Annotated in this window: 7 protein-coding genes; 3 read left to right on the top strand and 4 right to left on the bottom strand. The window is 55.3% G+C overall.

The annotated features are described in order from the left end of the window. The first annotated feature begins 50 nt into the window (after nucleotides 1-50). The 3 genes from EH31_RS09995 (at nucleotide 51) to EH31_RS16940 (ending at nucleotide 7313) form a co-directional block, all read left to right on the top strand. A complete protein-coding gene (locus EH31_RS09995; protein ID WP_034960005.1) occupies nucleotides 51-3425 on the top strand; it encodes a S8 family peptidase in 3375 nt (1124 codons plus the stop codon). A gap of 61 nt (nucleotides 3426-3486) precedes the next feature. Next, nucleotides 3487-4545, top strand: coding sequence for a tetratricopeptide repeat protein (locus EH31_RS09990; RefSeq protein WP_034960004.1), 1059 nt, complete (start codon nucleotides 3487-3489; stop codon nucleotides 4543-4545). 176 nt (nucleotides 4546-4721) lie between these two features. Continuing rightward, complete coding sequence (locus EH31_RS16940; protein WP_051699134.1) at nucleotides 4722-7313, top strand: EAL domain-containing protein; 2592 nt, start codon at nucleotides 4722-4724, stop codon at nucleotides 7311-7313. Between the two features lie 47 nt (nucleotides 7314-7360). On the opposite strand, the gene EH31_RS09980 is transcribed toward EH31_RS16940, so the two are convergent. The 4 genes from EH31_RS09980 to EH31_RS17870 all read right to left on the bottom strand — a co-directional run bounded on the left by EH31_RS09980 (nucleotide 7361) and on the right by EH31_RS17870 (nucleotide 14512). Next, on the bottom strand, nucleotides 7361-12064 hold the full coding sequence (locus EH31_RS09980; RefSeq protein WP_034960002.1) for a CARDB domain-containing protein: 4704 nt from the start codon (nucleotides 12062-12064) through the stop codon (nucleotides 7361-7363). A 745-nt stretch (nucleotides 12065-12809) separates the two neighbouring features. Beyond that, nucleotides 12810-13568 carry a 2-dehydro-3-deoxy-D-gluconate 5-dehydrogenase KduD gene (kduD, locus tag EH31_RS09975; RefSeq protein ID WP_034960001.1) on the bottom strand — a complete coding sequence of 253 codons (759 nt, stop codon included), beginning with the start codon at nucleotides 13566-13568 and terminating at the stop codon, nucleotides 12810-12812. A 34-nt stretch (nucleotides 13569-13602) separates the two neighbouring features. Further along, complete coding sequence (locus EH31_RS09970; RefSeq protein ID WP_034960000.1) at nucleotides 13603-14235, bottom strand: RpiB/LacA/LacB family sugar-phosphate isomerase; 633 nt, start codon at nucleotides 14233-14235, stop codon at nucleotides 13603-13605. A gap of 109 nt (nucleotides 14236-14344) precedes the next feature. Further along, nucleotides 14345-14512: a hypothetical protein gene (locus tag EH31_RS17870; protein ID WP_206742023.1), complete on the bottom strand. Its 168-nt coding sequence runs from the start codon at nucleotides 14510-14512 to the stop codon at nucleotides 14345-14347. Nucleotides 14513-14523: the final 11 nt, after the last annotated feature.

Here is a 14523-nt window from a genome sequence, read left to right as displayed (position 1 = left end):
GGCTAACGAGATGGAATAGTTCTGTCCGGGGGAATTTTTTGGTGTTCTTTATGAAAGCTCAACTCGCACGCAGCACAGCAGGCATCGCTTTGGCCGTATCAGCCATGAGCGCCGCACACGCGAACGAAAACACAGCAGACATTGCCGTGGCATTCGACCCGTCTGTGACGACTGTCACTATCGCGCAGGAAGGCACACACGAAACTGAAAGCCCAGCGCTGCTTATTAGCGCGGTCGATCAAAAGCGGCTTGATGAAAGCATTGCGACAATCGAGATCGCAGCGCTTGAGGATGTGTCCAAGGTCGCTCTGAGCGATGATATCCAGCAGGCTATCTATGATGTAGACTTCACCAGCGATGGTGATGACGGCTTTGTGAATACCCCCATTCCCGCATTCGCACCGTTCCAGTCTGCAAACTCCAGCCCGATCATCAATGCTGTATCGCTTGGTTATGGCGATACCGCGGCACACTCTGCGACCTTTGGCCTTAGCCAGGACGCGCAGCAGGCCGTTTATAATGTCAACTTTGCTGGCGACCTTAGCGGCAGCCTGGTGTCCACCAACCTTCAGGTCCAAGGCGCGGCCGAAACCGGGATTGTAACCCTGCGCAGCCTTTCGCCTTTCTACGGTGATATCAACCCGTTCTGGGGTGACATCAATCCATTCTGGGGCGACATCAACCCGTTCTGGGGCGACATCAATCCGTTCTATGGCGATATCAATCCATTCTATGGTGATATCAGCCCGTTCTACGGCGACATCACCGCGTTCTGGGGCGATATCAACCCGTTCTACGGCGACATCATCGCATTTGACGCGAACCGGTTTGAATCGTTTGGCAACTTCTGGAACGTCCACCGTTCACAGATTCAAGCGGTGAACCAGAGCTTTGATGCGATCCAGCGCGACGTGCTTGGCAACATTGTACGCGACGGCACACCAAGCCTGATGATGAATGCTGTCAACGACCTGATCTCTCAGGCCGAAGGCCAGTTTGGTGCTGAATACACCGCACGCACAGGCAACGACTTCAGCGTTCTCGTCGACGAAATCTTCAGCCGTCACGGCTTTGACGTAAACAGCCGCGCAAGCCTCGAAGTGATGACCGCTGCCGAGCGCGGTGCGCTGCTTTTGGACTGGCACGATTCGATCAATCTGTATTCTGGCATTGATGCGGTTGACCACTGGATGGCGACCATCAACTGGACCCCGGAACTCACCCAGATCCAAGGCCGCGGCGCTGATACAATCATCGGTATTATCGACGGCAGCTTCTCGAACGACGCCGACCTTGGCAACAACATTATCTGGGCTGGCGGCTTTGACAATGAAGTTGGCGGTCACGGTGCCGGTGTTGCAAGCTTGATCGCAGGCGACCACGACGGTTTCGGTGTCATGGGCATCGCTCCTGATGTGAGCATCGCGACCTACAACCCGTTCAATCCAGAAGGCGGTTCGGGTTGGAATGAAGTGGCTGAAGGCATCCTCGCGATGCAGCCGGGCAATATGCAAGGTGCCAATGCGGTCGGTCGCACCAGCATCATCAACATGTCGCTTGGCGAAAAAGGCTGGGTCATTCCGCAAGCCATGGCTGACATGTTCGCGCGCACTGACATTCAAAGCGTCAACCGCGACACGCTGTATGTGATTGCTGCTGGTAACGAAGGCATTACCCAAACAACTGACATCGAATGGCGCTACGGCGAAAACGCAGCGAGCACGATCTTTGTTGGCTCGATCAATCCGATGGGCGAAATCTCGTCCTTCTCTAACCGTCCAGGCAGCACTTGCCTGCTCGATAACGGCGTATGCAATGCCGGCAACGAGCTTTACCTGCGCACGGTTGTTGCGCCGGGTGAAATGCTGCTTTTGTCCGATGGTCACGGCGGTGTGACACGCCATAACGGCACATCGTTTGCTGCTCCCCTTGTGTCGGGCGCAGTTGCCCTTTTGCATGACCGTTGGCCCTGGCTTTCGCAGGCTCCCGAAGCTTCGGCTCAGATCATCTTCCGCTCCGCCCGCGATCTGGGCGCGCCGGGACCGGACGAAGTCTATGGTTGGGGCCTTCTCGACGTGACCGCATCGCAGTCACCGCTCGACTTCAATTCGATGTCCTTCACCATGTTCCGCTGGAGCAGTCTATTTAAGCGCATGATGCAGTCATCTGTTTCCGCAAACGAACTCTTCGCAGCTGGCATTCCGCTCCATTGGGAAACCGAAAATGCCTTTTTCACCGGCTTTGAAAATGTTGCAGGCACCTACCGCGATTTCTCAATCCCGGTTTCCTCGTTCACTTATGGTTCTCAAACAGATGCCCTTGGCCGCGGTAATGAGCGTTTTCAGGATTACGTGAGCCAACGTTTCACGAACTGGATCAAGAGCAAAGGCAGCGACAGCAACGGCAATGGCCGCGCCGGTTTCAGCGAGGTGCGCTCGAACGGTAATGAAATTGGCAACAGCTGGAACCTTCGAGTTGACGCCATGGCACCTCGTTTCGACCAACAGGGCAGCCTGCAAATGGTCCACAGCGCGGCGACACTGACCAGTCCCAAAGGCAACATGTCCTTCACGGTTGGCCACGGCCAAGGCGCGATGGCATTGTCGGGCTACCAGTTCGGTATCCAGAGCGATTACGATCCGATCACCGGCGGTGTTAACCCGCTGCTCGGTTTTGCCTCTGGCGAAACCTTTGCACAGGCCGGATACAAGATCCTGCCCTCGACCACCGTTCGCGTCGGCTTCTCGCAAAACCGCGAAAGCTGGGACGACCTTAGCAATAGCAACCCTCAGCAGGTGCTGCTCCAACGTCAATTTGGCGATCGTCCGGCTCAGGCTCTGACTTTCGACATTGAACAAAAGGTCAATGACAACATCAAGCTGGGCTTCCAGTACACGCTTCTGGACGAGGACAATGCTATCCTTGGTCAGCAAACCGGCTCCGATGCACTTTTGGGCAATGGCGCACGAACCGAAGCCATGACCGTATCTGCATCGTTTGACCTGGGCAGCGGCTTCTCGCTCGACATGTCAGCAACCGGTGCGCGCACTGAAACGTCTCGCGAACAATTCCTGACGAACGCAGGCGGCGTCATGAGCACCGCGGGCCAGATTTCGGCCACCAAACACGGAGTTCTGTCAAACCGCGACACACTGCGTTTCTCACTTGCTCAACCACTTCAGGTTGAACGCGGTGAACTGCAATTCACCAGCGAGCAGGTAATCGACCGTCAAACCGGCGAACTTGGCATGGTGACGCAGACCTTCGGCATTCAAACCGAGCGCCGGATTACAGCAGAAGCGGTGTATTCTATGCCGTTAAGTACCAGGTCCGACTTCGCCTTATTCGGCAGGCATGTGTCGGCCGGAAACACTGCGAACGAGGCTGGCTTTGTGGTCGGCGGTAACTTCAACCTCAACTTCTAACTCACAGATACACCGAATTATTTTGTATTCTCAGGTTAAGAATTCTCAAAGGGGATTGAGGATGTTGAAGTCACAAACTCGTAAACTCACAAGCATCGCAGCCGCCACTGTCCTTTTCATTGGCGCGCCAGCCATGGCTCTTTCAAGTGCCGAAGAAGCCGCATTCGATAGTGAAATCGGCGAAGCACGCTCAAAGATGATGAGCCAATCAGCAGCAGCACTCGAGCACGCTCGCAACGCTCGCAAGATTGCTCGGGGTGAAAGCTCCAAGGCTCAAATGGCAAGGCTGACCGCAAGCTGGCTGGAAGCTGAGGCCTTGATGCGCCTCAATCGCTCCAGCGAAGCCTCACCGATTATCGAGGTAACGCTGAAAGAAGCAGCAGGCAGCTTTCATGGTTCAAAGCTGCACGCTGATCTGCTTCGTACACACGGCGGCATTAAAGCTCGCAGCGGACAATTCGCTGACGCATTGCCCGTCTTCAAGCAGGCGCAGGCCCTGTACGATACCCTTGGCGAGAAACGCAGCCAGGCGATTGTATTGCTGAACATCGGGTCGCTGTATTCAGGCGCTCGCCAGTTTGAGCATGCACTGATGTATTTTGAGCAAGGTCAGCAGGCGTTTCCAGAAGATCCTGCGCTGTCACTGTCAGCGCACAATAACATTGGAAATGCTCTGAAAGGACTGGCGCGTTACTCCGAGGCCGAAAGTGCATTTGCTTTGGCGCTTGAGACGGCGCCTGCGAAGGGCAGCCCTCTTCTCACCGCGCGTATTCTGACCAATATCGCAGCTGTTCAGGTCGCTGACGGACGTTCGCAAGAGGCCGAGGCAACCGCGCTCAAAGCAATGGAACTTGCGCAGGAACATGCGCCTGATTGGGCCCGGTTTGTCGATGGCGTGCTTGCTCAGGTCGAAATGACAAACGGCGATCTCGACATAGCGAAAGCGCATATCGAGCGCGCATTCGAAGGCGAAAACCTTGAGGCAACGGCCGCACATTTTCGGGATTTTCACGAGACAGCCGCTGAACTTTACACGCAGCTTGGTGATCAAAACCAAAGCGACCTGCACAAGTCCGCATTGGCAAGACTGAATGCCAAGGTTGCCCAGCTTGAAGGTTAATTCAAACCGACTCGCACATTAACCAGATGTTCGAGAATACAAGTCATTAGTCGCGAAGGAAAATGTTTAGCAGCGGCATCGGAGGCAAGCGTAGCAACTCCCTCTCTTGCAAAGCTGAAATTGGGAAACGAGTTGGGGCCTAGTCGCTGAGCGGTTGGCAACCGGGGAGAATTGCAATGACAAAGAAAAGCGCACAGCGCTGGGCAATTCTTGCCACACCGGTTCTATTGGCGATTGCATCGCCTGCCCTGGCAACTTCCGCCGACGATCAAGCCGCATTCGAAGCCGCCATTGGTGAAGCGAAATCCATGATGATGGCTGATTCTGCCGCTGCTTTGAAAAGTGCGCAAAAAGCAGAACGCCTTGTCATTGGCGAAAGCGAAGAAGCGGAAAAAGCGCGCCTTACGGCACAATGGCTTAAAGGCGAGGCACTGATGCGCCTCAACCGCGCGGACGAAGCGGCGCAGACCATCAGGTCGGCCATCACGGAAATTGCCGCCAACTTCCCTGGCTCCAAACTTCACGCCGATCTGTTGCGCTCAGAAGCGAGCCTGAAGGTGAGCCAGGGCGATTACGGCGATGCGCTATCGTGCTTTCTTGAAGCACACGAACTGTACGAAGCATTGGGCGAAGAGCGTAGCCGCGCAATTGTTCTCCAGAACATCGGCTCGCTTTATTCTGATGCAGGCGATTACGAACGGGTGCTGCGCTATTACAAACAAGCGAAAGCTGCGTTTCCACAGGACAAGTCTCTCTCGCTTTCAGCGCACAATAACACCGGGAATGCGCTGAAAGAGCTGGGCCGTTACGAAGAGGCTGAGGCGGAATTCCAAGAGGCATTGAGCGTTTCAATGGAGATGGATAGCCCCCTTCTCGAAGCTCGCATCCTCACCAACATCGCATCGGCGCAATATCTTGCTGGCAACCTTGATGCAGCCGATCAGTCGATCAAGCGGGCCAACGCCATTGCATCGAACAGCGCACCGGAATGGCTCACATTTGTTTACGGCGTAAGGGGCCAGATCGCGCTTGCCAGAGGCGATGCCGGAACTGCGCGGATGTATTTTGGCCGCACTTTTGAAGGCGAAGACCTCTCTTCGACATCGCCCTATTTCCGGGACTTTCACGAGACGGCGTATCAGGCGTATTCTAAGTCTGAAAACTACAAGCTCGCTTTGCAGCATCTTGCCGCCTTTAACCGGATTGATGGCGAGGCGGCCAAAATTTCTTCGACCGCGAACAACGCGCTTCTCGCAGCGCGATTTGATGCCGCCAACCGCGAGCTTCGGATTGAAAAGCTTTCACTGGAAAAAGCGGCGAACGAAGCAGAGCTCAACAGCACGCAGCAACAGGTCATCCTGCTATCGGTCGCAATTGCATTCGTGATCCTTGCGTTCCTTGCCGCGCTATTGTCTCTGAGAGCCGTGAGCCGAAGCCGCAAGCAGATCGAGGAAGCGAACGAAAAGCTTACCCATGTTATCCAACACGACAGCCTGACCGAGCTTTATGCACGCGACCATTTCCGCACGCTCCTCGACAGCCGAATTGCTGCAAGTGTAAAAACCGGTGATACCCCGATCCTTGCGTTCATCGACCTTGATCGGTTTAAGCAGGTGAACGACGTCTTTGGTCACGCCGCAGGTGACCAGCTTCTTGAACAGGTTGCAGATCGTTTCCGCGAAGCGGCTGGCGAAGACGCTGTCATTGGCCGTTTGGGCGGTGATGAATTCGCACTTCTTCTGCCTGAAGCCTCGACCATTGATGAAGCGATCGAATTGTCCAACGACATCATCGACAAAGTGTGCGAGCCATTTGTGATCGATGGCTTTGAAATCCTGATCGGGGCGTCAATTGGGCTTGCCCAAAACACCGATGCGGTAAACTCAAGTGTCCACATGACCAATGCCGACTTGGCGCTGTATGCGGCAAAGGATCGCGGCCGTGGAACCTGTGTGGTTTACGAACCGGCTATGCGGGAAAAACTTGAAGATCGCTCAAGCCTCGAAAAAGACTTGGAAAGCGCTCTTGAGAAGGGACAGTTCTCGATTTGTTATCAACCTATCGTCAGGGACAATGGCGATGAGGTGATGTGTTTCGAAGCCTTGATGCGGTGGAAACATCCAGAGCGCGGCATTGTCTCACCAGAGATATTCATTCCCGTCGCAGAAGAATGTCGCCTCATTGACCGACTGGGTGCCTGGATGCTTCGAGCGGCATGCAGTGAAGCAGCAAGCTGGTCAGACGACGTCAAACTGGCCGTTAATGTCTCCACCCTTCAGATGAGCGACCCGCATTTCTTGCAGACAGTCGCACAGGCACTGGCTGCTAGCGGCCTCAACCCCAATCGGCTTGTGCTGGAACTCACTGAGAGCCTCGTGCTTGAAATGGATGCGCAGATTGAGCAGCTCCTCCAAAGCCTGCAGACTTTGGGCGTCTCTTTTGCGCTTGATGATTTTGGCCGCGGGTATTCCTCGCTCAACTACATCGACAAGATGGACTTCTCGATGATCAAGATCGACCGTGAGTTCGTTCAAGCTGCCGCCGCCGGTTCACAGCGCAGCCAGGCTGTTGTGTCAGCGATTGTTGCTCTTGCACAATCGCTTGAAATTGACGTCACGGCAGAGGGGATCGAGCAAGAGGAACAGGCCAAGGCGATGGCGGAGCTTGGGTGCAATTGCTTCCAGGGGTTCTATTTCGGGCGCCCTCAACGCAATGTTCGTCAGTTTGCCGAAAACAGTGCGCCCCTTGCAAAAAGAGCCGCTGCTTGAAGTCTGCAAAGCCTGCAAACGCGGGCAAATAGAGGGTATTCGCGCCCCTACCCGTAAACCTCGCCAACCAATTGCAATTCCGGTGGAAAGAGGCCTGGTGCCCCGGGTGCAAAGCCTGCCTCACTATTAGAATTGCCCCATGGCCCTGTTGCCGGAAGGAGCCCAACAGCGCTCTCAGGCGGGAGTATGGCAGCAACCGATTGGTCCAATGCCAAGGCTGCCCCATCGGTCTGCTGTGTAAACCAAGTACCAAAAGTGCCCGCGTCAAAGCCATTGCTTGTGAGGTATTCTCTCACCTCTTCTTCGCTCTGATAATTGGCGTATCGGATATTGCCATCTGCATGCATCAGCGCCCTTAGATAGGCTGTGCCATCGGTGAGCGCGAAATAGACCTCCTGAATGCCGTCGCCGTCATAGTCATCAGCGCCCAGCACCCGGTTGATGTTTTCAATCTGCAAATCGTTTTGGAAGCGGCGTTGACTGTCAAAATCGCCGCCGGCCTCGACCGTGCCATCAGCGACCAGTGGGTCGATGTAGATACCAGCAACCCTAGTCTCTCCCGCCCAGCTGAAATCGTCGAAATACACAAGGCCGTCTGGTCCTGTACCAACTGTCGCAAAGCGGCCGATTTCGCGGTTGACCAGAATTTGGTCCTGATCCCCATCGCCGTTGATGTCTGAGGCACCAATCCAGAGCCATGAGCCGTCTCCGCCAAGAGTATTACCGTCAAAATCGCGAATGTTCTCCATGGCGGATTGATAGCTTGCAGGCGCAACCCCATCGAATGCAACCGACACGCCGGCCCCCGGTAGAAGACGCAAGAGCTCATCATCGAACCGAAGGAATTCGACCGCGCTCAAAGTGTCGGTGCCCTCTGGGCCCACGACAGTGAACTGGCCTGTGCTGGTTTGAGTGACCGTATATTGAGACCGCAGGCCAGCAACCACCGCTGTATCGACATTGCTGCCGCCATCGATCCTATCATCGCCAAGCCCACCGGAGAGGAAATCCACGCGGTTTCCGCCAATGAGGCTGTCATCACCGTCAAGGCCATAGAGGCGCGCGGAACGACCCCCTGCGATCAATTGGTCATTTTGGGTCCCGCCAAATACGGAAGTTTGCGTTAGTGTATCCGCGCCCGGCTCAATGATCGTGTAATCCGCCTCCCGGTCAGCAAGAACGACAACCCAAAGCCCGCCAAATTCAGCGATGCCAATGGTATCAAAGGCGGCATTCGACATGGCCGCAGCAAATTCGGCCTGGTTTTGCAGCTCGCTCAAAATGTCTGCCGGATCACCCGTTTCAGACGCCACAGCAAACAGAGCAAGGCGGCTCGCATCGGCGCTCTCGCCAATAAGCTCTTCGATCACGCCTCTGAACTGCTGGGTCAGCTGATTACCGTTTGACCAACCTTGCGCCCATCCACTGTCTGCCTCGGCAAGCGCTGCTGCAATGGCGTCATCGGTAAAGTTTGCAATCAGGTCAGTGGCTTTGCGGCTTGCAATCGACGAGAGCCCTGCGTCAAAATCGAGGAGTGCGCCTGTGCCTCGTTCGCCATTGATAAGACTGCCTACAGTCCTCTCAACGTCCGAAAGTCCATCGCCCGCAAATTCGCCCAATGCGAGGGTCAGAACCGCAGTGTTGCCAAGTGCGAGCGGATTGTTGTCGGTAAGCTGCGTGGCGAGATCAGCGCGGGTCAGCGTCTGCGCTTGGTTTGGCTGATACCCAAGATCAATGCCAGTTGTCAGAAAATGCGCATACGCGCTTCCAGCTGCACCACTTTGCAGAGCGGATAGAGCGTCAGGGTAAGTTTCAACGTACCATTGCTCATCGAATTGTACGAGCTCGGCTTCGTCGATCGAGAGCGCTGTTGTTCCGACCGATATTTCTCCAAACTCGCTCTCGGCAAATATTGATCGTGCGGCAAAGAAGTCGTAGAAATCGTATCCAAGTTGCCGCGCGTCGTCCTGTGTATCTTGAGTGTAAACCAACTCAGAGAAAACGACGCCTCCAATTGCAGCTCCTGCCCATGAGCCAACAACAAACCCTGTTACACCTCCTCCAAGGCCTCCGATCAGCCCCCCAACCGCTCGCCCGATCTGTGCACCGACGAAACCAGCAGCGGCGCCAGCAAGACTCTCAAACAGCTGACCGACACCTTCGCGTGCGCCCTGGCCAGGATCAGCAGTCTGCACAGCAAATAGAACTTCGATTCCAATATCTGCAGTTTCCAGCAATGGAAATGTCTTAGCAATCTTGAGGTCTACGATCTTTCGGGCGAACCTCTCGAACTCCACGTCATCCATCAAAATAGTAAGGGCTAAAAGGCCCTCCCAAGTTGATGGGTCAGAGAAATTAAGGACTGAAAGTCTTAGAATTTCGACGAATTCATCGAATGCTTGATCGACGATATCCTCCGGTGGAGGGCCGCCCGTGCTCGGCGGCGCAGGCGTCATCCCTATGTTTTCAACATTCAGAAGGTAATCACCACTCCCCCCAACCTCGCCCGAACCCACCCGGACGAAGAATGTCCCGCTTTCTGTCGCATCAAAAGTGATGGTGGCTTGTGAGCCTCCGCCGCCGCGCGCGTCGACGTCGTTGAAATTATCGGGATCGCGGATGGTCATGAACACCGATTGCAGCGCTTCTGCGCCCCTGCCCGCTTGTTCAAGGGAGAATTGATAGCGCTGCCCTGCGACAAGATCGACTGCGACCACGTCCTTGTCGCCTGCAACCTCAATCGACCCGCGAATTGAGCTGCCCAATGAAAGCGTCGGAATGCCGCTTGTTGCACCGCTATCACCGGGAAAGTCGGGGAAATCATCCGCTGGCGCTGGCGGAGCGCCCGGCTCGTCGGATTGGCCCGACGTGATATTATCAATGGAGAGGGTGTAGCCGCCCTGATCGTTGGGCTCCCCGCCTGTGCCAACCCTGATCCAGTAATTGCCCGTTTCTCCGGGGGTGAACTCGGTCGCAGTGGTCTGCCCGATCCGGCTGACTTGCAGCACGTTTGAGAAATTGGAAGGATCGCGGACCGTGAAAATGCCCAATGGCAGACCCTGCGCGGTGAGCTCTATCAGATACGTCTGCCCTGCCTCAAGACTGACAAGGAACACGTCCTTATCGCCATAGGTTCCATCATCGCTATCACGCGGGCCAATCTCACCGCTTATGGACGATCCCATAGCGAGCATGCCCACGCCGTTGACGCTGTCAAAGTCTCCGGGCTGATCGGCGTAATCGTCATTGCTTTGAGGGTTGGTCGGCGGCGTCTCAGTCGCGGTCACGACCAACGATAATGCCTCAATATTATTGCTGACATCGGTGTCGAGCTCATCGCCTGGCAGCGCAAGGATTTCGACCTCATAGCTGCCCACTGCAATGCTCGAAGGCACGACAATGCTTGCGCTTTCGTTGGTATCTATTTCCCCCGGATTAAGGGCACTTGTGTTACCGGATGCAAAAACCTGCGTCCCGTTTTCTGGGTTGATGAGATAACTGCCATCAGAAGTGTCGCGCAATCGGATAGCGACACTGGTCGCGCCAATCGCAAGATTGCCGATGTTCTCAATCTCCCAGCGGACGATGAGCGACTCGCCTTGTTCGACCGTTGTCTCGTCCAGCCTTGCGTTGATCACACGAAGGTCGGCCCCGGGTGGAGGGGGCGGAATCTCACCCTGCGAAGCGCGCAAGGTGTAGGCCCCGGTCTGCCCCTCCTGACCTGTCCCAACACGGATATAAAAGACACCGGATGATGGCGCGACGAACTCTAAATCAGTTGTTCGCCCTTCAGCGCTTTGCCCAAGACGTATGTTGAAGTCGTCGCCGTCCCGGATCGTGAACAGCCCATTTTGAAGGTCGCTGTCGCCTTCAAGCGTGAAGGTGTATCTTTGCCCTTCTTCCAAGGTGATTTGAAATACGTCGCGGTCACCGAAGGAATCGTCATTCGTATCCGGGCCGCTAATGACGCCGGACACATTGCCGCCCGGTTGCAGGCTTCCGATGGCGTTGATCGTATCATTGTCGCCCGGTTGATCGGCGAAATCGTCCTCGACCGTAATGAAGAAAATGATGCTGTTGTTGTTTTCATCAGCTTCGTCGATGACTTCGCCATCATCGACCCGGACCGCAAGCCCATAAACACCGGGCGAGAGATGCGTCGGGATTTCGAAAGATAGGCTTTCGTTGGTGTCCCTTTCACCTGCATCAAGAGATGTCGTGCGGTTCGTGTCCATCTGCTGCAAGGCATTATCAAACGAGAGGTGAACCGCAGCCGTGCTGGACGCTGCATTGCCGACACCGGTGTTCTGAACATCAATCTCCAACGATAGCGTATCGCCCGGTGCATAGGGTTGATTGACAAATTCCTGAGGATTGATGTCCTGCGAACCAACATCCAGATCGGTGATCTCTAAATCCGGATCCCCTGCTGGCCCATCAACATCGATAAAGAAAAGCGTGCTGTTATTGTCTTCGTTGCTTTCTGCGACCTGCGAGCGCGCGTCGATCACGACCAAAACAGTGTACCGGCCTGCTTGCAGGTCGGATGGCAGAGCGAAGGAGAGGCTCTCGCCAGTGTCAGAGCGACCAGCATCCAATGCATTGGTTGAATTGGAGCGCATCTCTCTAGGAACACCGTCAATCACCAGAAAGACAGCTGCCTCGCTCCTGCGAGCATCGCCTTGGCCAGCGTTCCTAATGTCGATTTCGAGGTCGACTACATCACCGCCGCGAAAAGATTGGCGAACCACCTCACCCAAATCCAGATCCTGTGACCCCACATCAACGTCTGAGATTTCCAGATCAGGCAGGTTTTCAGGCGTGGGCTGTAACGGGTCGCCAATGGCAAGGGATGCATTGCGCGCGGTGTTCGGCCCAAACGGGGGTAAGGGTGCGAAAGGTGCAGTTTCGGGGGCTACACCGTCCGGGTTTAGAGGAAACTCCCTGATTTAACCCGCCACGCCTGCCCCCAATTAAAAACACTTACAGGCTAACTAACAAACACAACCTACGTAAGAATACAAGGTGCGCATTGGCGGTACTTCAAATCAACAAATTGACCCTTGAGTATTTTCTTTTGGTGGGCCTGCTCAATAGAATGTGTTGGCTGATTACCCCCGCCGAGACCTAGGGTCCTGGCCCTAATTCAGTAGTGCCACAGGCGCTGACGGGGTACAGCCGAGAATAGCGAGCCCGCCAAAACGGTTCCACTGCGGTCGCGATGCTGGCACCGGCTGCTTCTTTCTCGCGATCCTTGGAGAGCGGGTGCAGCGAGCGCGGAACTGGAGCGATCTCGGTCTCTTGCCCCACAGGCGCTTTCCGCCTGCGACAGGACAATAGGACGCGATGTGCCCCATTGCCCCATTTGGCGTCTGCCCAGCTCCAGCTGATGAAAGCCTTGTGTTCGAATGCCTGCACAGCGATCCCCTGCATGCAGCATATCGAAGACAGACAAAAGAATGAGAGAGAGCGGCGCAGAATAGCCCCGGAAGATTTTTAACGCGCTAACCACCCGCCGTCTACGGCGAGAATGTGACCCTGGACATAGCGGGCCGCATCTGAGGCAAGGAATACAGCCGCTCCGCCAAGATCCGAAGGCTCGCCCCAACGCTGTGCTGGAATACGCTCAAGGATTTGCCGGTTGCGATCCTCATCGGCCTGCAGTGCGGCGGTGTTATTGGTCGCAATATAGCCAGGCGCAATTGCATTGACCGTGACGTTCTTTGACGCCCATTCGTTCGTAAGCAGCTTGGTCAGCCCACCGACGCCGCTCTTTGAAGCGGTATAGCTCGCGACCCGGATACCCCCTTGAAAAGTCAGCATTGAGGCGATGTTGATGATTGAACCGCCGCCTTGTCCGATCATCTGCCGTGCCGCCGCCTGACTGAGGAAAAACAGCACCTTCAGATTGGTATCGAGCACAGCGTCCCAATCATCCTCAGTGAAATCGAGCGCGTCATTGCGGCGGATAATGCCGGCATTGTTGACCAGAACATCGAGCCGCCCAAGGACATTAACCGTTTCCGAGACAATGCGATTGCACGGCTCGGTTGATGAGAGGTCTGCCTCAATCACGAGCGCACGGCGGCCAGCCTGCTCGATCAGGCCAATAGTTTCCGACGCATCACTGCGCGTGACCAAAGCAATGTCGGCGCCGGCCTGCGCCAAGGCAACGGCGATGCCCTGCCCTATGCCGGTATTGGCACCGGTCACGATTGCGACTTTTCCCGACAGATCGAACGGATTGTTAGTCATCAGCCTCTCCCGATTTCAGTGCGAGGAACGGGCCCTAAAGGCCGCGAATATAGGCGTTGATCTGTTCATCCTGAGAATTCGGATAGAAAAGCTCTGCGAACTTCTCGCCCGCAATTGCTCCTTTGAGCAGGTCCTGATCGACGTTTTTAAGGACTGTCAGCATATCGTGGCACGCCGCCGCTTTGAGATCGGCCAGCTTGCCGCGATTGACCTTCATGATCGCAGCGCGTTCTTTTGGATAGCCAAGCCCAGGCTCATTCTCGAACAGTTTGCGATAGCAGTCCTGAAGATTGAGCTCCGCCGCCCAGCCAAATCCCTTGGCATAAGGCATGGAAATCGCATTGCCGGCGTTGATCTGGCTGAACAAAAATGCATCCGTCGGATCAATTACGAGGCCGCAAAATACGCCCGGCATTGCATTGCAAGCGAGCATGGAACCCATGCCGGTTCCGCACCCGGTGACCACGAAATCCGCGGCCCCTGAATTGAGCAGAATGCCCGTGAGCAGACCGTTCATATTATAGGTGAGCGAAGCCTCATCTTCGGCGGTGTACATGCCGTAATTATGAACCTGATGGCCAAGCGGCTCAGCAACCGAGGTCAGCGCATCATGGATGATGGTGTTTTTTGCAGCCTGGCTGTTCTCTGTGATCAAAGCAATCTTCATGGCATTTCACTCTCTGGTTTGCTGGCGTGTTGACCCGTTTGACGGAACGCTTCATTGGGTTTGTCAAACTTTGGGTAACCGGTGTCATTTAGCGATGCAAGCGCTGTTTTCAGGTCACCCAATGCAGGTGCTTAATCGTCTGGCGGGGCGTTACGGAATCCCGCTTGATCAATTGCGATGGCAACAGGCATTCTGAGATCGGCGGATCAACCGGTTGAACCATCAGGCCAAATTCGGTTCCCTCCAGCGCGTCGAGGACGCCCTTCTGCACGTTCACAATAAACTACG

The organism is Erythrobacter longus, assembly GCF_000715015.1.
Lineage (GTDB): Bacteria > Pseudomonadota > Alphaproteobacteria > Sphingomonadales > Sphingomonadaceae > Erythrobacter > Erythrobacter longus.
Note: the sequence above shows the minus strand (reverse complement) of the source record. Positions and strands in the feature narration are given on the sequence as shown.